General features: G+C 47.4%; 12 protein-coding genes and 1 riboswitch. Of the genes, 3 read left to right on the forward strand and 9 right to left on the reverse strand.

The genetic code is table 11. The features are described from left to right. Positions 1–13: 13 nt before the first annotated feature. The 7 genes from aceF to metK all read right to left on the reverse strand — a co-directional run bounded on the left by aceF (position 14) and on the right by metK (position 9,927). Positions 14–1,333 carry a dihydrolipoyllysine-residue acetyltransferase gene (gene aceF / locus KF839_RS06615; RefSeq protein WP_292917051.1) on the reverse strand — a complete coding sequence of 440 codons (1,320 nt, stop codon included), beginning with the start codon at positions 1,331–1,333 and terminating at the stop codon, positions 14–16. Positions 1,334–1,549: 216 nt separating this feature from the next. Beyond that, positions 1,550–4,210 carry a pyruvate dehydrogenase (acetyl-transferring), homodimeric type gene (gene aceE, locus KF839_RS06620; RefSeq protein WP_292917052.1) on the reverse strand — a complete coding sequence of 887 codons (2,661 nt, stop codon included), beginning with the start codon at positions 4,208–4,210 and terminating at the stop codon, positions 1,550–1,552. 166 nt (positions 4,211–4,376) lie between these two features. Then, positions 4,377–5,252 (reverse strand): bifunctional methylenetetrahydrofolate dehydrogenase/methenyltetrahydrofolate cyclohydrolase FolD, encoded by an 876-nt coding sequence (gene folD / locus KF839_RS06625; RefSeq protein ID WP_292917053.1) that lies wholly within the window; start codon positions 5,250–5,252, stop codon positions 4,377–4,379. 87 nt (positions 5,253–5,339) lie between these two features. Then, positions 5,340–6,029 (reverse strand): hypothetical protein, encoded by a 690-nt coding sequence (locus KF839_RS06630; RefSeq protein WP_292917054.1) that lies wholly within the window; start codon positions 6,027–6,029, stop codon positions 5,340–5,342. 169 nt (positions 6,030–6,198) lie between these two features. After that, the gene (gene metF / locus KF839_RS06635) at positions 6,199–7,059 is read right to left on the reverse strand and encodes a methylenetetrahydrofolate reductase [NAD(P)H] (RefSeq protein WP_292917055.1); all 861 of its coding nucleotides are present in this window, start codon (positions 7,057–7,059) and stop codon (positions 6,199–6,201) included. Between the two features lie 129 nt (positions 7,060–7,188). Continuing rightward, the gene (ahcY, locus tag KF839_RS06640; protein ID WP_292917056.1) at positions 7,189–8,622 is read right to left on the reverse strand and encodes an adenosylhomocysteinase; all 1,434 of its coding nucleotides are present in this window, start codon (positions 8,620–8,622) and stop codon (positions 7,189–7,191) included. A gap of 16 nt (positions 8,623–8,638) precedes the next feature. After that, positions 8,639–8,716, reverse strand: a riboswitch (S-adenosyl-L-homocysteine riboswitch). A gap of 47 nt (positions 8,717–8,763) precedes the next feature. After that, entirely contained in the window at positions 8,764–9,927 is a 1,164-nt protein-coding gene (gene metK / locus KF839_RS06645) for a methionine adenosyltransferase (RefSeq protein ID WP_292917057.1), read from the reverse strand. Positions 9,928–10,202: 275 nt separating this feature from the next. Here metK and epsL point away from each other — a divergent pair, with 275 nt between their 5' ends. After that, positions 10,203–11,495 carry an XrtB/PEP-CTERM-associated polysaccharide biosynthesis outer membrane protein EpsL gene (epsL, locus tag KF839_RS06650; protein ID WP_323802050.1) on the forward strand — a complete coding sequence of 431 codons (1,293 nt, stop codon included), beginning with the start codon at positions 10,203–10,205 and terminating at the stop codon, positions 11,493–11,495. After that, positions 11,495–12,940 (forward strand): undecaprenyl-phosphate glucose phosphotransferase, encoded by a 1,446-nt coding sequence (locus KF839_RS06655; RefSeq protein ID WP_292917059.1) that lies wholly within the window; start codon positions 11,495–11,497, stop codon positions 12,938–12,940. The genes epsL and KF839_RS06655 overlap by 1 nt, the downstream gene beginning before the upstream one ends. 105 nt (positions 12,941–13,045) lie before the next feature. Here the strand turns inward: KF839_RS06655 and KF839_RS06660 are convergent, their stop codons facing one another. Further along, entirely contained in the window at positions 13,046–15,769 is a 2,724-nt protein-coding gene (locus KF839_RS06660; protein ID WP_292917060.1) for an nSTAND1 domain-containing NTPase, read from the reverse strand. Between the two features lie 239 nt (positions 15,770–16,008). On the opposite strand from KF839_RS06660, the gene KF839_RS06665 reads away from it, so the two are divergent. Continuing rightward, on the forward strand, positions 16,009–17,712 hold the full coding sequence (locus tag KF839_RS06665; RefSeq protein WP_292917061.1) for a PQQ-dependent sugar dehydrogenase: 1,704 nt from the start codon (positions 16,009–16,011) through the stop codon (positions 17,710–17,712). A 55-nt stretch (positions 17,713–17,767) separates the two neighbouring features. Here KF839_RS06665 and KF839_RS06670 read toward each other — a convergent pair whose 3' ends face one another. Next, positions 17,768–20,566, reverse strand: coding sequence for an EAL domain-containing protein (locus tag KF839_RS06670; protein WP_292917062.1), 2,799 nt, complete (start codon positions 20,564–20,566; stop codon positions 17,768–17,770). Positions 20,567–20,603: the final 37 nt, after the last annotated feature.

Consider the following 20,603-nt stretch of genomic DNA (forward strand, 5'->3'; position numbering starts at 1 on the left):
AAACGAAAAATCATCAGAGTAAGGCCAAGCGCATATCGGTTAACACCTCGGATAAATGCGTGGTAAACCGCGCTGCCGTGGCACCATCAATGACGCGGTGATCATACGAAAGCGATAAAGGAAGCATTAGGCGCGGAACGAATTTATTGTCACGAAAAACCGGTTTAATGCTGGCTTTTGAAACTCCTAAAATGGCAACCTCCGGCGCATTGATAATCGGAGTAAATGCCGTCCCACCGATACCGCCAAGACTCGAAATAGTAAAACCGGATCCTTGCATGTCGGCTGGCTTGATCTTACCTTCGCGAGCGAGCGATGATAATCGCGTCAATTCTTCAGCGATCGTAATAATTCCCTTTTGATCAACATCTTTTATGACTGGAACAACCAAACCATTGGGAGTATCGACTGCAAAACCAATATGATAATAATGCTTGATAATCAGATTGATTTCACCTTCGACATCTTTATCGAGAGAGGCGTTGAATTCCGGAAATTTTTTCAGCGGCGCAATTAATGCTTTCATTAAAAAAGCCAGAAAGGTCAATTTCACAGGATTCTCTTTAGCATTTGCGTTCGATTCTTTTCGCAAAGCCTCCAATTCAGTAATATCCGCTTCATCGAATTGCGTTACATGTGGAATCATCACCCAATTTCGATGCAGATTAGCGCCCGAAATTTGTTTAATTCGCGTCAGTGACTTTAATTCGACAGGGCCGAATTTTGCAAAATTAACCTGCGGCCAAGGTAGTAAATCAAGCGCAGCTCCGCTATCAGTTACACGGGATTTTGAAAGCTCCGCTTTGACATAGGCTTGCACATCTTCTTTCAGAATCCGATGCTTAAGGCCACTTCCCGTTACCAAATCCAGATTGACACCCAATTCACGGGCAAAACGCCGAATCGATGGACTCGCATGCGCTTTGGAAGGTTCAGTACGAGTATTTGCATCTGGTGGTATCGACTTGGATGCTGATTGAACTAACTCCGGTTCGATTGCCGGTTTAGCCGTCGGTTCGGGTAAAACGACAGGCGCCTTTGGTGAATCGATATTTTCATCCGGCCGCTTCGCAGATTCCGGTTGGATCTCGCCGGTTACTTCGATGGCAAGTATCGCTTTTCCCTCGGATACTTTGTCGCCGGCTTTAACAAATACTTCCTTGATCAAGCCAGTATAAGGCGAAGGAATCTCTATGGTGGCCTTATCGGATTCCAGCGTTATTAGCGAATCTTCCACAGTAACGCTATCACCGGATTTCACCAGGATATCGATAACAGGGACATCCTTGAAATCACCAATATCAGGAACTAAGACTTGTTTTATCTTCGCCACACGCTATCCTCTAAACACTCACCCATACAGCGATAATCATAGATACTTTCGCATTCTCATATATCCAAGGAAACGCTGATTAATTGATTGCACGAGCGAATCACTTCGTCGCGCGGCACTCGCTCCATCACCTATTTTGTTGATATGCCCCGGCTGTTCCGTTCCGTGCGCCTCGTGCTTCATCTCGTTCGTCGAATTAATCAGTGTTTTCCTAATCTAGCTAATTACAGGATTCGGTTTCTCAGGGTCGATGCCATATTTTTGCATTGCATCGACCACTTGTTGTTGGGAAACTTTTCCGTCTTCCGCAAGCGCTTTGAGTGTAGCAACGACAATATAATATCGATCCACTTCAAAGAAATGCCGCAGTTTCTGCCGGGTATCCGAACGTCCGAAGCCATCGGTTCCCAAAACGCGATATTTCCCCGGCACGAACTCCCGGATCTGATCGGCATAAATTTTCATATAGTCGGATGCGGCGATAACCGGCCCTGAACGACCATTCAAGCAATTTTCCACATGCGATAACCGGCCCGGCTGTGTTGGATGGAGCGTATTCCATCGCACCACACCCAGTGCTTCACGCCGCAATTCGTTGAAACTGGTTACACTCCAGATATCGGCATTTACTTGATACTCAGCTTTGAGAATTTCGCTGGCTGCGATCACTTCCCGCAGAATAACACCGGCTCCAAGCAACTGCACACGCGGATGGGTAGCATCCTTACCGCCTTCTTTGAATAAGTACATCCCTTTGAGAATGTCTTGCTCGACACCGCCGGGCATTGCAGGGTGCGAGTAATTTTCATTCATGACAGTGATGTAATAATAGACATCTTCTTGTTCTTGATACATTCGCCGCAAACCATCCTGAATAATGACAGCCAATTCATAAGCGAATGCCGGATCATACGATACGCAATTCGGAACTGTCGAAGCAATAATGTGACTATGACCGTCCTCATGCTGCAGCCCTTCACCATTCAGGGTTGTTCGCCCTGCCGTACCACCGATCAGAAAACCACGGCAACGCATATCGCCAGCAGCCCAAGTCAAGTCACCAATGCGTTGAAAACCAAACATCGAGTAAAAAATGAAAAAAGGAATCATCTGAATTCCATGCGTGCTATACGATGTCGCTGCGGCTATCCAGGACGACATCGCACCCGCTTCGCAAATTCCTTCTTGCAAAATCTGCCCATGCTTGTCTTCTTTGTAATACATCAACTGATCCGCATCTTGCGGTGTATATAGCTGCCCCACCGAGGACCAGATACCCAGTTGCCGAAACATTCCTTCCATGCCGAAAGTGCGTGATTCATCCGCTACGATGGGAACAATATGTTTGCCAATCTGTTTATCCTTGACCAGGATATTCAGAATACGCACATACGCCATAGTCGTCGATGATTCGTGCCCTTCCCCGCTGGCTTTGAGCAATGCTTCAAAAGCTGATAACGGTGGTACTCGCAAAGAAGCCGCTGTTGTTTTGCGTCGATGAAAGCTACCGCCCAGTATGTTCCGGCGTTCTTGCAGATATTTGAACTCAGGAGAATCCTCAGCAAAAGTGAGATATGGGATTTCGTCGATTTGGTCATCCGGGATATCCAGACCGAACCGATTCCGGAAAGCTTTTAATGAGGTTGTTCCCATTTTTTTCTGCTGGTGCGTAATATTCTGAGCTTCACCAGCTTCACCCATACCGTATCCTTTGATCGTTTTTGCCAAAATAACAGTGGGTTGCCCTGTGTGCTTAGCCGCCGCTGCATAGGCGGCATAAACTTTATAAGGATCGTGCCCGCCACGATTTAGCCGCCAGACATCATCATCCGACATATTGGCGACCATTTCCAATAATTCAGGGTATTTACCAAAAAAATGCTCTCTCACATAAGCGCCATCTCTGGATTTAAAATTTTGATATTCGCCATCGACGCATTCCATCATGCGCTTTTGTAGTAAGCCCTTAGTATCTTTCGCCAGCAACGGATCCCAGTAGGATCCCCAAATCACTTTGATGACATTCCAACCCGCGCCACGAAACGCGCCTTCCAGTTCCTGAATAATTTTACCATTCCCGCGAACAGGACCATCCAGGCGCTGCAAGTTACAATTAACAACGAAGATCAGGTTGTCGAGATTTTCCCGGGAAGCCAAGGAAATGGCGCCGAGCGATTCAGGCTCATCCATTTCACCGTCCCCCATAAAAGCCCAGACCTTTCGTCCGGTACTATCGATCAATCCCCGGCTGTCGAGATACTTCATAAACCGGGCTTGATAGATAGCCATCAAAGGGCCTAACCCCATTGAAACCGTCGGAAATTGCCAAAAAGTCGGCATCAACCACGGATGGGGATACGACGATAACCCATTACCGCCTGCTTCTTGACGAAAATTGTCCAACTTCGCTTGACTGAGCTCTCCGGAAAGAAATGCATAAGCATATACGCCCGGAGAAGAATGTCCCTGTACGTAAACCAAATCACCGCCGTGCGTTTCCGATGGTGCATGCCAGAAATGGTTATAGCCGACATCATATAGCGTCGCCGCCGATGCAAAGCTCGCGATATGCCCGCCTACATTCGTTTTTTTGTTAGCACGCAACACCATGGCCATGGCGTTCCAACGCACGTATGACCGAATGCGATGCTCAATAGCGTTATTGCCGGGTGAGCGTTCTTCCTTCCCGGTCGGTATCGTATTGATATAAGCGGTGGTGGCGCTATAAGGTAAATAAGCACCTGATCGGCGGGCTTTCTCAATCAATTTTTCCAGCAAAAAATGCGCGCGTTCGCCACCCGCTTGAGTGATAACCGAATCTAATGCATCCAGCCATTCCTGAGTTTCTTGCGGGTCAATGTCCGACTGCAATCCCATATCAAGCACACTCCTAAAAGTTATCTTGAGACCTTTGCACGGTTACTACGCGGCACGATAATTGCGTTAAAGATTTGCGAAAAATGCTCATCTACCCTGTGTAAACTCCGCTTTTTCGCAAATTTTTGCCTTATTCTCGCACCGCTCATGACTCCGCGCAAAGGTCTCATCTGGTATAGCCAACGCAAATACCGGCGTGCGCACGTTCCGCAGCCAAAATGGTATTGCAAAGCAACATCGTAATTGTCATAGGGCCCACACCTCCCGGAACCGGCGATAAATAACCGGCAACTCCGTTGACAGATGCAAAATCAACATCGCCGCAAAGCGTTCCGTCTGCTAACCGATTGATGCCGACATCGATTACAACCGCACCGGACTTAACCATCTCACCGGTAATCATGCGTGGTCTGCCGGTTGCCACCACCAGGATATCGGCACTTTTGGTAAATTCGGGCAAATTGCGTGTTTTTGATGTGCAGATAGTAACAGTCGCGCCTTGTTCCAAAAGCATTAATGCCATCGGCTTGCCAACGATATTGCTGCGTCCGACGACCACAGCATGTTGACCCTCAACATGAATTTGCTTGCGTTGCAACATCACCATCACACCATACGGTGTGCAAGGAGAAAATACCGTATTGCCTGTCACTAAGGCACCGACATTATAAAAATGAAAACCATCCACATCCTTTTCAATCGCTATGGAAGTGATGATCCGGTTATTTTCAAAATGCGCCGGTAGTGGCAACTGAACCAAAATCCCATGGATATGAGGATTATTATTCAATGTTTGAATACAAGTAAGAATCTCATTTTGATCGGTATTCCCGGGAAAGCTATGCACCTCGGAGTAAATGCCTATATCACTGCATGCCTTAACCTTATTCCTCACATAAATAGCCGAGGCTGCATTATCACCAACGATAATAACAGCCAGTCCGGGTTTCATGTCGAGTTGAATCAGTTTTTCCGCCCGAACCCGCCACTCTGATCGCACTAATTCGGCTATCTTCTTGCCATCAATAATCTGCGTGCTCATTTATAAGGAAATAACCATTTTTACTATTTATTGAGTGCCTTCTGTCAATTATCAATAACGACGCTGCTCTGGATAAACGCCAGAAAATCAGCTTGTTGGTTTGGCTTTTTTCAATTTGGTATGATAGATAAAAACACCGATCAAAAATACCGGAATTACAAAAATCGCGGCTGAAATGAGTCCTGCGGCGAGAATTGCTATCGCACTATTTCCAGGCATAAATAATGTAATGAACCAGATCACCAGAAAAGCGATACCCAGCCCGCCATATAGCATTATCTTTTTGCCGCGATCATATAAGCGCCAAAATGCACCCGATACTTGTAAATCATCCACATAATGATCAAACACTTCGGCCAGGCTGTTGTCATCGGGTTCAGATTCATACCCTATCGCAACCGCAAGCGCATTGTGATCATCCTCAAGTTTTGACATTTTTCTCAGAAACTCAATTCGCTTAAGTGTTTTGTGTTTTTGCAGGCCGTCTTGTATCAACATCGTCTGCAAAGCTGTAAATGCCAATTCACGAGCATCCTTGACGTTACCCAGATTTTCAGCAAATTTCCACATTACACCGAATAAATAGAGCTGAATCGTCAAGTCACGGAATTCCGGTGCAAAATCATATTGCTTACTTTTAATCAGTTCCAGTTGCGTATCTTTAACTTCTCTGGCATGAGCGATGCACGCATCCACTGTAGAAACATCGGAATCTTTTGCTTCTGCAGCCGATGGCTCTGCAACTGGAGTGGTTTCTGTTGTTTTATTGTCTGTCATATTTGAAGCCCCATACTTTAAATTTCATTGTCCCGATGATGACATACATTATATCCGACTCAGATAATCAGGAAAAAAATCATTTCTGATTCATCTCGTGATTTTAACGATTGGCGATTGAAACAAACGCTCTCATCACTTCTGATAAGAGCTTGGATCGACGATGATGCTAGTTGATGTGACGTGGAAGCTGCAGTCGCTGCCAAATGATGGAAGTAAGATCAGCGGAATTTAAAGTATAGAAATGCAAACCCGGCGCACCTTCATTAAGCAGTCTCTCACAGAGATCGGTCACGATGTCTAGTCCGAATGCTTGAATAGATTCACTGTCATCTCCATACCCTTCAAGCTTTTTCCGAACCCAGCGAGGGATTTCGGCGCCACATGAATCCGAGAATCTGACGAGTTGCGAGAATTTATTAATAGGCATTATTCCTGGGACTATCGGTATATTCACGCCTACCGCTTCACAGCATTCTACAAAATGAAAATACGCATCCGCATTATAAAAGTATTGCGTAATTGCCGAATTGGCGCCGCTTTCAATTTTCCGCTTAAAATTCTCAAAATCAAATTGTGCGGAGCGCGCCTGCGGATGATACTCTGGATAAGCCGCCACATCGACATGAAATGAAGTACCAAATTCTTGTCGGATAAAAGCGACTAACTCGCTGGCATACCGAAATTCTCCCGGTTGCGCCATGCCGGAAGGTAAATCCCCTCGTAACGCAACAATTTGCCGGATACCTGCTTGGAAATATTTTTCTAATAATGAGTGGATGTTTTGGCGTGTCGAACCGATACAAGATAAATGGGGAGCAACATTGTGTCCCTCCGCATGGATTTCCAGTACCGTTTCAAGCGTCCTTTCTCTGGTTGAACCACCCGCACCAAAAGTTACAGAAAAGAATTTAGGGCTTAGCTCAGCCAGTTGCTGCCGAGTTAACCTTAATTTTTCAATCCCTTGAGGGGTTTGAGGAGGGAAAAGCTCAAAACTGAAAGCAGGAGAAAATTTTTTCTGTGATTCCATTTCACAAGCTTACCTAAGAATTAAATGCAATCAATAACTTCTTTCATTATTGAATTCCGAGAATTAATTGTTGAGATGCGAGAATCAATCAAATTAAAGTCATCGATTAATTCCCGCAAGATTCAAAAATTAATAACGATACATTTCAGGTTTATAAGGGCCATCTTTATTTAAGCCCAGGTATTTAACTTGTTCGTCGGTCAACTCTGTCAGTTTCACGCCAAGCTTCCCGAGATGCAGTCTCGCAACTTTTTCGTCCAGATGCTTTGGCAATACATAGACATTCTTTTGATAATCGGTGCCGTGCTGCCACAACTCTAGTTGCGCTAATACCTGGTTGGTGAACGAGCTTGACATCACGAATGATGGATGTCCCGTTGCACACCCGAGATTCACTAATCGGCCTTGCGCCAATACGATAATGCGCCGACCGGTTGGAAATATGACATGATCAACCTGCGGTTTGATGTTTTCCCAGGAATATTTCTGCACCGCTGCGATATCAATTTCCGAATCAAAGTGGCCAATGTTACAAACAATCGCTTGGTCTTTCATTTGCAGCATATGATCATGCGTGATTACTCGCACATTACCCGTTGCCGTTACAAAAATATCCGCTTGACTGCAGGCGTCATCCATTGTAACCACACGATAACCTTCCATCGCTGCTTGTAATGCACAGATCGGATCAATCTCAGTAATCCAAACAGTGGCGCCCAAACCACGCAACGATTGCGCACAACCTTTTCCTACATCACCGTAACCGCAGACAACCGCAATCTTCCCGGCAATCATAACGTCCGTTGCTCGTTTAATACCATCAACGAGGGATTCTCTACAACCATAGAGATTATCAAATTTAGATTTTGTTACTGAATCATTGACATTAATAGCTGGAAACGGAAGTTCACCACTTTTCTGCATCTCATATAATCGGTGCACGCCGGTTGTGGTTTCTTCAGTTACGCCACGAATTCTTGCAAGATTTTTGGAATACCAATCCGGGTGCGTAGCCAATTTCGCTTTGATTGCTGCAAACAATACCGATTCTTCTTCATTGCTGGGATTAGCGATAACCGATGGATTTTTTTCTGCTTTTGCACCGAGAATCAGTAGTAATGTGGCATCACCGCCATCATCCAGAATCATATTAGCACCACTGGGTTGACCATCCACTGTCCAGTCAAAAATTTTGTGGGCATATTCCCAGTAATCTTGCAAAGACTCGCCTTTATATGCAAATACCGGGATATTTTTTGCTGCAATAGCGGCAGCCGCGTGATCCTGTGTTGAATAAATGTTACAGGATGCCCAACGCACTTCCGCACCTAATGCCACCAACGTTTCAATAAGCACTGCGGTTTGAATCGTCATATGCAACGAACCCGCGACACGTGCTCCCGCCAACGGTTTCTGATTTGCATATTCTTTACGCAACGCCATTAATCCGGGCATTTCAGTTTCGGCAATCGCTATTTCTTTCCGCCCCCATTCCGCCAGGGAAATATCCGCTACTTTATAGTCATTAAAAAAACCGCCATTTGAATTTGGCACAGCGTTCATAGTCATCTCCTTAAAATATGAACGAGCGCAGTTGAAATATGCTCCATCTATGCTGAGCCTCACGGAAAGAACCGTTGCAGCGCTCCTCAGCGTAGGGAAAATAATTAGAATCGGTTGTTGACGGCAACTATTACGAAATATTTATAGCCCGGCATCCGCGCGCAATTGTGCCGCTTTATCGGTAGCTTCCCAAGTAAAATCAGGAAGCTCACGACCAAAGTGACCATATGCTGCAGTTTGAGAGTAAATTGGACGCAACAAATTCAATGCATAAATGATGCCCCGAGGTCGCAAATCAAAATGTTTCTCTATTAACTGAACAATTTTTTCATCAGCGATCTTACCTGTTCCAAATGTATTAACCATTAATGAAACTGGCCGTGCTACACCAATCGCATAAGCAACCTGTACTTCACATCTGTTTGCAATTCCGGCGGCCACAATATTCTTAGCAACATAACGGCCCGCATAAGTAGCGGAACGATCAACTTTGGATGGATCTTTCCCGGAGAAAGCCCCTCCACCATGGTGCGCCGCTCCGCCATAACTATCGACAATGATTTTACGCCCGGTTAAACCGCAATCTCCCATTGGACCTCCAACAACAAAACGCCCCGTAGGATTAACCAGGTAATTAACATTCTTACTGATCATGCTGGCAGGCAGTATCGGCTTGATAATCTCTTCGATGACCGCTTCAGATAATGCTTGATGTGAAATATCAGGATCATGTTGGGTTGAAATCACAACAGTCTCAATATTTTTTGGTTTACCGTTTTCGTAACGTACTGAAACCTGCGATTTCGCATCAGGGCGCAACCAAGATAATCGGCCGTTCTTTCTTAGCTCAGCCTGACGCTCCACTAATCGGTGCGCATAAAAAATCGGCATCGGCATCAATTCTGGCGTTTCATCACAGGCATAACCAAACATAAGCCCTTGATCACCCGCGCCTTGATCCATTTCTTCTTCTTTCGTTCGATTGACTCCCTGCGCAATATCCGGCGATTGTTTATTAAAAGCCGTTAATACTGCACAGGTCGTTGAGTCAAAACCAATATTCGAACTGGTATAGCCGATACGCTTAACCGTCTCGCGTGCAATGATATTGTAATCCACCGACGCGTGCGTAGTAATTTCCCCTGACAATACGATTAAACCGGTACTGCACAAAGTTTCGCAAGCGACTCTGGCGTTTGCATCTTGACTTAAAATTGCATCTAAAACAGCGTCGGAAATTTGGTCTGCTACTTTATCGGGATGGCCTTCTGAAACAGATTCGGAAGTAAAAAGATAGTCATTCATGGTTTGTCAAGAAAATTAAAAAAGTGTTGATTATACCTAATTTTTTAATGAATTCATGCAATTTAACTTATCTATTGAGGTTATTTATTATTGAAATTTTTAAAATTACCCAATACAGTAAAAAAACAAACTGTTGTAAGTAAGACGAAAGTTAGTGATTAAGTATGCGAAAAGTGATTGTTTAAAATAGTTTTATGAGAACATGTTCAATAAAAGCAGTATGCTCTGTCGATAATCACTGATATCCGGTTACGGAAAGTTCTGAGATCAAGTCAATGAGGCACCCATTCATAGCAGCCAAATCTAACCACATTCAACTGTATTTTAAGCGTCCTCCACTCGGAGGTGTACGTCCTTTATGCCTACTGATTTTATTGATCGCGCTGTTCTCCAGCTCGATGGCATTTGCATCGGTTATAGGCCGGGTCATAAAACCTTATGGCAGTTACACATTCACCGCCGACGACAATATGTTGCGCATTCGTGAAAAAACCAATCCTTTACCATTGCTCGGCACGAATAATCTTTTTGATATGTCCCATCGCCTTACCGGCGGTGCGATGCTGGAGAAAAGAATCAGCAGGCAATTTCTAAGCGCTAATTTGAATTTTACCCATACGCGCTTTGAGAAGTTCAGTCAAATGAACAACGATCTGAAAAGTTTCAATGGTAACTGGAACTGGTTTCTCGGCAATCAGCTGGAAGGCAATATGGGCGCCAGTTATGTGCAATCGTTAGCACCGTTTCTGTTTCAGCCGGGCTTAAAAAATGTCCGCGCCGAGCAGACAGAGTTTTTTAATGCCGCATGGCGCTTTCATCCCAGCTGGCGCGTAACTGCCGATTATCTCCGCTATGATTTGAATACCGGTAGCTCTAATGGCCTATTCCGTTTCCTGAGCCGGGTTGAGAATCGGTTTGAGGGCGGCCTCGATTACATCACAGCGCACCGGAATACCGTCGGGATCGATTTTCGTTATACCATCGGCGATTTCCCGGTGCGGGTATTAACACCGGATGGTTCCGCCAGGGACAACAGCTATGATCAAATAGAGGTTATGAGCCGGGTGGTTTGGGCGATCACCGGAAAATCTAATTTTACCTGGCGTGGCGGCTGGGTGGAGCGTATCAACGCCAGCTTCTCGGAGCGAAATTTTAGCGGCTTTAACGCCCGCTTGGCTTATCAGTGGCAACCCACCGATAAAATAGAACTAACGGTCAACGGTTGGCGCGAAACTTCGGCGATGCAAGTGCTGACCGCCAGTTATGGTCTCAATACCGGTGTCAGCGTCGTGCCTTCTTGGAATATTTCGCGCAAAGTCAGGTTGGAGGGAAATTTCTCCTATGAAACGCGGAAATTTAATAGTTTCGTGCTTCTGACCGATAGCGTATTGCCTTTGGGTACCAACAATACCATACGCAACGCAACCATGAGACTCATCTACGTGCCTTATCGCGGATTGCAACTCACTGCTTCGGCTTTTCACAATGATTTAAAAACCGATCAGGCACTGGGCGGATTTAACGCCAATGGCGCCACGCTCGGTCTGCAATATACCTACGGAAGATAATGACAGTTAACGATTTACCCATCGTCGCTTTTTTCAAGCATTTGCTCGACCCTTTCATCATCTGGAGCATGCTGATATTAACCACCTGGATGTATCACGAGGATTTTACCAGTTACTATCTGGTGCTGGTGATCATCACCTTTTTTGTTTCCACCTATATTTACGAGCGTATTCTGATTTACCGCAATTGGCGTAAAGGACGGTTGCTGGCGTATATGCGCGATACCATTATGGGTTGGCTGGTGATTGTCGCCATTTTGATATTTCTCGGTTACGCCACTAAATTTCACAATCAGTTTTCCAAGCAGGTTTTATTGACTTGGTTTATCGTCACGCCGTTGATGCTGATTGCAAGTCACTTGACTGTACGTAGTATCGTTACCAATCTCTACAACAAAGGTAAATTGCGATCGGCAGTCGTCATCGGCGCTAACGAAACCAGCTTGCAATTTATCAAGCATATCGCGGATCTGCCTTTCTTGTTGATCAGCTACCAAGGCTTCTTTGACGAGCGCAGCAGCTCACGGATTGCCGGCATTCTGGAGTCTCATGACGATGAGCGGACTGATTTGCATTTTACCGAACCGGTTACCCGTCCGAATAGTTTTGGTTCTCGGTTAGGCGGATTAGCCGATGTCGTGCCGTATGTTCAGAAACATAATGTCGAAATGGTCTTTATCAGTTTGCCGATGGCATCGCAACCGCGCATCCAGAAGCTGATGGATGAACTGCCGGATACCACCACCTCGATTTATTTCCTGCCGGATATTTATATCTTCGATTTGATGCAAGCACGCTTCGAATATATCGGCGATCTCCCGGTAGTTGCCATGAACGAATCACCGTTCACCGGTATCGACGGTGTGGTGAAAAATGCCAGCGATTTCGTGCTGGCGCTGTTGATCCTGATTCTGATCTCCCCGATCATGCTGTGCATTGCCCTGGCGGTGAAATTCACTTCTCCCGGTCCGGTTATCTTTAAGCAACGCCGCTATGGTTTGAACGGCGAAGAAATCATCGTCTACAAATTCCGTTCCATGACCGTTACCGAAGACGGCGCCAATATTCAGCAAGCTAAGCAAAACGACCAGCGGCTCACCAAAATCGGTGGTTTCCTGCGGCGTACTTCATTGGACGAACTGCCGCAATTCTTCAACGTACTCGAAGGCAAAATGAGCATCGTAGGCCCCCGCCCCCATGCCGTCGCGCATAACGAGCTCTATCGCAAGCTTATCAAAGGTTACATGCTACGCCACAAAGCCAAACCCGGCATCACCGGTTGGGCGCAAGTCAACGGCTGGCGCGGTGAAACCGAAGCTCTAGAAAAAATGAAAGCCCGCATCGAGCATGACCTCTACTACCTCAAAAACTGGTCCATCTGGCTCGACCTCTGGATCATCTTCAAAACCGTCCTCGTCGTCTTCAAAAAAGATAATGCGTATTGATTAGGCCGCGTTCAAGTACACCGGCAACTAACCGGTAAACAACTGGCAGCCGGGGGGTATTGTTGCCGCAACCAGCCGCGAGCGCCGCTACGCGGCGCTCAGTGTTCAGCGCATCAGCTTTTCAGCGTTCAGCGGCGCAGCGGGCAGCGTTTCAACGATGGGGGACTCACATAACACCCGGAAGTCGATACTAACGTCGCGACCGTCCGGATGGAAGCCGTAGCGAGCCGCCGAGCGCGCGAGGCCCGGACCATAGTGCCAGGAACCGCCGCGCACCACGCGGGCTTGATCGTCCATTAAGGTAATATCGTTGGGTTGATCATAAGCGTTCAGGCACCATTCCCAAATGTTACCCGCCATATCGTCGACGCCGAATGGGCTACGACTCAGCGGATACAATCCAATTGCGACGGTGCGCCCGATGCCTGCCTCACGGCAATTGACTCGCGCCGGATGCCACTCATCACCCCAAGGATAATCCTGCCCAGTACTACCAATGGCGGCCCATTGCCATTCCCATTCCGCCGACAGCCGGATGGTCAGTTTGCATTTCGCGCTCAACCAGCGGCAGAACGCCATGGCGTCATAGTAGGAAACATTGATCGCCGGATAATTATCAAACGCCCACAGAAGATCACCCGGTTTTCTTTCCTTTTTCAGTCCGTCCCACCATTTTTTGTTGTTGTAACCGTCTTTGGCATCGACAAACGCGCGATACTGCACCCAGGTGATCGGATAGCGCGCGATGCGAAAACCTGCAAATTGAAAATAATCACGGGTTCCCAAGGTAATTTCACCTGCGGGAACATCAATCCACGTAATATCCGGTAATCCTTGTTCATCCAAACCAACGCCGCGGCGTGGATCGTTCATTTGATTCAAGCGCAGGCCGACTTCTTCGCGCCGCTGATGCGTGGTGGCATCGGTGTTCAGTTCATCGAGCAATCGCAGCGGTTCCGGGTACAGAAATTGCCGCAATGGTGGCTCCAGATACGATTCCAACGTGCTCCACAAGATAATAGCCGGGTCGCTGAAATCCGCATCCAGCGCAGGTGCAACAAGCCGGTGCAGGTTGGCCAGAGCGAGAATGGCGGGTTTTTGCCGTTCCCAGCCCCATTGCAATAGCGGCGCACATTGCTGACTCTGCCATTCACGCGCGGCTTGTTCCGCTTGGCGGCGCAGCGCCAAATCGTCAGCATAGCGTCCATGCCAATCCTTGAATCGCTGCCAATGACTGAACACGGCTTCGTGTCCAACTTCAATGATCACCGGTCGGTCGTTGCCGTCCTGGCGGCTGACCAGAATGCGCCGCTCGATCAACTGCTGCACCAGTTGCAAGGCCGGTTGTGATAACTCGTGCAATTGTGCGCGACGGCGTACCACCGTCAGTGATCCGGTGGCGTCGTCATTGCGCTGCTCGACGCTGGCAATGGCAAGAAACAAGCGCGAAAAGGTTTCCTCGTCCAGGTTGTTGGTTTGTTGTGCGCGTGTCACCGCTTCCTCGGCCAGACCGTCGATGGCGCCGGCAATGCCGCCGATCTCTTGGTACGCGGCTTCGGTCAGCTCGTTGCCGTTTCTGCGCGCATACAACTGCGCCAACGCGAATTCGGCTAACGCCAATGCGCCCGGCGCCGTTCCGGTATCGCTGAGGATGCGTTGCACCAGCTTCGTCGCAATGGTCAGCCCGGCGGCTTTGGCAGGTTCGACAATCATTTTTTCCAACGCGGCAGCGCCGGGCGTGCCGACGGAATAATGTCCGCTACGCAGCAACGCGGCACTAGCTTCGTCCTGCGGCCATTGGCTGTAGAAATCGGAGCGCATCGCCACCATGACGTGCAGCCACGGGCTGGCCACCGCAGCCGCGAGCAATCGAAAGAACGCATCGCGCGCGGCCGCATCGACTTTTGCCGCAAACAGTTCTTCAAACTGGTCGGCAAACAGCAGCAATTGCGCACTTGTACCTTGCGGTTGTATGGCTTCTTCGGCAATGGTTGCGATGCTGGCCGGATCGGCGCGCAATCGCTGTGATAGATCCGGCGCGCGCCAGCCGCAACCGGGAAACGTTTTACTCAACGCGGCTGCCAGCGGCAGGAACGGATCGTCGCCCAATTCGCGCGGTGAGAAACTAACAGGAAACCAGCGCATACCACTTACATGGCTTTGGTTCAGCGTCGGGATCAATCCGGCGTACACCAGCGACGATTTGCCCGAACCAGATGGTCCGATCACCGCGATGAAACGGTCATTGCGCGCCAGCAACCGCTCGAGCAAATCCTCGATCTCGACATCGCGCCCGAAAAAGCGATCGGATTCTTCCGGCCTGAAAGCGCGCAAACCGGGATAGGGTTCGCCTTCGATGCGTTTTCGTTGCGGTGTTTGATTCCGCCGCAAGTGATGGAAAAAGGCTATTACAACCTGCGCCTTTAATCCTTCCGCCGTTTTAAATTCGGCGGCGCGGCTGGCGATTTGCTGCCGGAAGGCTTCGATCAACTCTGCAGGATTTTCTTTAGTAATTGCATCGTCAAATTTTCTTCTGATCTCGTCATCGTCTTTGATAAAAACCAAGGTTGGAATACCACGTGCCACCGCTTGGCGGTATTCGAGCTCGGTAATGGATTGGTTTTCTCCATCAGGAATGTGCCCATAACGCCGCCCGACGATACCGATATACAGCTCGCAACCAGCCACGTCGGCAAGACAGCTATCCCGCACGCTGCGCTCGTCGGCGGAATAACTCTCGACCACCACGCATTCGCCGCCCAGCGCCTCCTTGACCGCTTGCCGTTCAGAATAGAGATCGTTTAAGGTCGACGATAAATAGACACGCATAATAATCGAATGAAATTATAATAAGTGCTTCGGAAACAGAGGATTGATCACTGATGCGGATGAACGCCGCGGATCGGTGCCGATTCGTATTTTAGCAGCGGGTTGCATTGTCACATCAATCAAAATAGCTTATCGTGTCAGCTTGCAGTGGCACAACAGCTATAAAAAACTTCCATTGGCGATAAATCGTACCACGACTCAATCTCTCGAACCCTCATTCTGCTGACAGGAGGTCTCGCATGAAAACCTACCAACTGGTTATGTTTGTTGCATTACTGAGCCTGGCATGCCCGGCCATTGCGTTGGAAGCCGGTGCCAATGACACAGCTTTAGCCACGAGACTGGATAACCCGATTCCTGCCGTAATCGGGAAAGGCGCTATCCGCTTGCGGCTAAAAACTGTCGCAACGCGTCTGGCCGCACCGAACTGGGGCATCTCGGCACCAGGTGATTCCGAATATTTGTACGTGAGCGATCAAAACGGTAAATTGTGGCGAATAAATCTGGCCGACGGTAGTAAAGCGTTCTTCGACTTATCCACGCTGCTGGTGCCGCTGGGCGCTTTCGGCAGCGAATCATACGATGAGCGTGGATTCCTCGGGTTCGCTTTCCATCCGCAGTATGCCAGCAACGAACTGGTCTATACTTATACTTCCGAGCCGGCGGCGGCGAATAGCGATTTTTCCACGATCCCGCCCGGCGGGTCGGCAAATCATCGCTCCGCCGTTCGCGAATGGAAGCTGAATTTATCGAACTTCACATCAGAACCGGCATCCATCGACAGCCGCTTGCTACTGACTGTCGATCAACCGCAGTTCAATCATAACGGCGGCGCACTCAATTTCGGTCCGGATGAAAAACTCTATATCGCTTTCGGCGATGGCGGCGGCGCTGATGATCGCGATGGTCAGATATTCATCGGCGCTCCGATGATCGGTCATGGCGCTAACGGCAATGGACAGAATCCGGCCAATCCGCTTGGTAGTTTGCTGCGGATTGATCCGCTCGGAACGAATTCAGACAACGGCCGTTACGGTATTCCAACCGACAATCTCTTCGTCGCTTCATCGACTGTTCTCCCTGAGACTTATGCATACGGCTTCCGTAATCCATTCCGCTTTTCGTTTGATACGCAAACTGGCGCACTGGTGTTAGCCGACGTCGGACAGAACGCAATCGAAGAGGTTGATTTGGTTCAAGCAGGCGGCAATTATGGGTGGGGATTAAAGGAAGGCAGTTTTAACTTTGATTCGAATGGCACCGGTGCCGGATTTGTAACCGACGACGCAACCATCGGCGACTTTATAGATCCAGTGGTGCAATATGATCATGATGAAGGCACCGCTGTGATTGGCGGATTTGTTTATCACGGCAACACCATCACCGATTTGCAAGGAAAGTATGTCTTTGGCGATGTTTCAAAAACCGGTAGCGGCGATGGCCGAATCTTTTATACCGATGGCAGCGCCATTTTTGAATTGGACCTTGCGGATCGCGCGCAACCGGGTTTCTGGGTGCTTGGGTTCGGGCAAGATGGCGACGGCGAACTCTACGTGCTCGGCAATACCACCGGCACGCCATTCGGCGAAACCGGCACCGTTTACAAACTGATTCCCAATGCCGGATTCGACGGTAGCACGGTTGACATTCCCGCGGTCACTGCGAGATTTTCCAATGGCGACGAAGCGTTTTACCGCGTACGCTTACAACTGATCGCCGGAAGCTCGCCACTCCGGTTTGAATTAGCGCAAGCTGAACAATTGGCGGAACGCTATCGTGACGATGTCACGATATTCACTCAAGCCACCGGTAAACTGGAAATACCATTTATCAACGTCACCGGTGAAAGCGGTAATATCACCACATATGCCGTGGAGCTGCAGCGGATTACCGACGCGCCGATGCTGACCTTCGAATTGAAAACCGCCAGCTTAGTGAAATAACGGCAGACTTCCGAATCGAACAACGCCGCCCAAACACGCTGATCTTGAAGCTCATTCACGCTTGCTGATTCACCAGCAAGCGTTCAAATTCACCGGTCCGGATGGCGGGAGAATAATAAAAACCTTGCGCGTAATCGCAACCGAATTGGATCAATAAATCCTGCTGTTCTTTGGATTCGACACCTTCAGCGATGGTATAAATATCGAGTTTATGCGCCATTACGATAATGGCTTCGACCAATGCGCGATCGGTTTCATTGTTAATCAGGTTGCTGATAAATGAACGATCAATCTTGAGATAATCGATGTCGAATCTTTTCAGGTAAGAAAGCGAAGAGAAGCCGGTACCGAAATCATCAATCGATACTTCAATCCCGGCGTTGCGATATTCCAGCAGCCGATCCTTAACATCGGAGGTATCTTTCAATAACAATCCTTCGGTAATTTCGACATTGATGCAGTTTCCCGGCAATCCTAGTTGACTCAGTTTCTCCGACCAAGAATATTTATTGAAATATTTAAACTGAATGGGCGATACATTGACGCTGATCTGGATAATGTAACCAAATTCATCCCGCCAGCGTTTAATCAGCGAACACGCTTGCATGAACACCCAATTGCCGATCTCATTGATTAAACCGCTTTCTTCGGCAATGGGAATGAACATGGATGAGTCAATCATGCCTCGGCTTGAATGCTTCCAGCGCAATAGCGCTTCCGCTTTAATAATCCGTTTGCTGGATAAATCCAGAATCGGTTGATAGTAAACTTGCAACTCATCGTTTGCCAATGCGCTTCTAAGGTGATGCGTGAGCGTCATTTTCTCATAGGCCTCGAATTGCATCGAACGGGTAAAATAACAAAATCGGCTCCGCCCTTCCAATTTCGCCTTATACATTGCTTGATCGGCATGCTTCATGAGATTTTCCAAGTCAAGCCCATCTGCCGGATATAACACAATACCGATACTGGTTGAAATGAAATGCTCGACTTTATTTTGATCCAAAATGAAGGGTTTATTTAACGCCACAATAATATTTTGAGCGATCATTTCAATACGCGGTCTGGTAATATCCGGAAGAATAATTGCGAATTCGTCACCGCCCAAACGCGCTACGGTATCGGTTTCGCGTACGCACTTTAAAATGCGTGACGAAACTTCCGTGAGCAGTTTATCCCCGATCGCATGCCCAAGCGTATCGTTGATATCCTTGAAATGATCCAAGTCAAGAAACAACAAAGATAGCAGCAAATTATTGCGGCGCGATTTTTTGATTTCCTTATTCAATTGATATTTGAATAAGCTTCGATTCGGCAGATTGGTTAAATCATCATAATTGGCCTGCGCCAAATATAATTCATCCAGTTTCTTTTTCTCAGTGATGTCAGAGAATTGCGCAACATAACAATAGATCTGCTGATTGACCTGACGAATGATGCTGATATTCATCCATTTCGCTTGAATGCTGCCATTCTTATGAAGATCCCAAATTTCCCCTTGCCAATGATCTTCGGCAAGTAGCCTTTGCCACATTTTCCGATAAAAGGATTTTTTGTGCCGCCCGGAATTAAATATTCGCGGATTTTTGCCTTTAATTTCATCCAACTCATAGCCTGTCATTCGAGTAAAGGCCGGATTAATCGCCATGATCCGATTATTTTCATCCGTTACCATAATGGCTTCGTTACTGTAATGGTAGATTGCGGATGCCAATCGCATGGTATCGTTGGATTGTTTTTGTTCGGTAATATCTTGATAGATTCCGAGTACTCCGATGACTTCATACTCAGTATTACGTAGCGGCACTTTTGATGTTTGCAACCAGATCGTGTTACCGCTCGAGGTATTCTGCGTCTCTTCATAATAAAGCTTGGAAACGCCGGAATCGATGACGTACTTATCATCGGTGCGATAAAGATCGGCTTGCTCATGAGTCCAACTTAAATCGTAGTCAGTTTTGCCAATTATCTGCTGCGGTAATTGCAGACCGGCGTCTTTGGCGAACCCGGGATTGCAACCCAAATAACGCGATTGCTTGTCTTTCCAGAAAATACGCAGCGGTACCGTATCAACAATGGTTTTAAGCAAATTGCGCGAATCGTACAACGCAACTTCTTTATCCCGATTCTCAGTGATATCGCTTCGATAGCCGATAATCTCCACGGTAGTGTCGTTCGGATCCATAATTAAATAAAGCTCATCTCTGATCCATCTCCACTGACCGTTCTGATGTTTAAACCGATAATCATGAAGCTGTGTACCGAAGAAAAATAAGCGCGAAAGATTGGCAAATACTTTATCGCGATCTTCGGGGTGAATACGATTGTTCCAAAAATCCGGCACGGAAAGAAATTCGTCGACAGTATATCCAAGAATTTTGGTTAGATTGCTGCTGATGTATTTTATGGTATGCGGAGAAAAAACATCGCATTTGTAAACAATCACGGGGGAAAACGCGAAAAAATAATCGGTCTGCGAAAATGTGGAATGAGTGGCGATTCCTGGAGAATTGGGTGAAGAAGCTTCGGTCAGGAATACGCGATATACCGACAAGCCTAATTCATCTTTTTGATAATGATATTGGAGGTTTGAAAGTAAAGCCGAACCATCGCAACGCAGTAATCGTAACTGCAGGCTTCCTCGCAGATCATGCGCATTTTTACACGAACATACGCGATCCCATAGCAATCTATCCTCTGAGACGATAAAAGAGGAAAAATTCTTATGCAACAGCTCGTTTTTATCGATTCCAAGAAACCTGCTTGCGGCTGGATTGATTATTTGAATTAGACCATGTTGATTCAGCATGAGATAACCAACACGAAACAATTCACTCGAATCGGTCATTTTCATTTCATTTTAACCGGGTTGACTTAACAAGTGGATCTGC

It is taken from the genome of Nitrosomonas sp., from assembly GCF_019635155.1.
Lineage (GTDB): Bacteria > Pseudomonadota > Gammaproteobacteria > Burkholderiales > Nitrosomonadaceae > Nitrosomonas.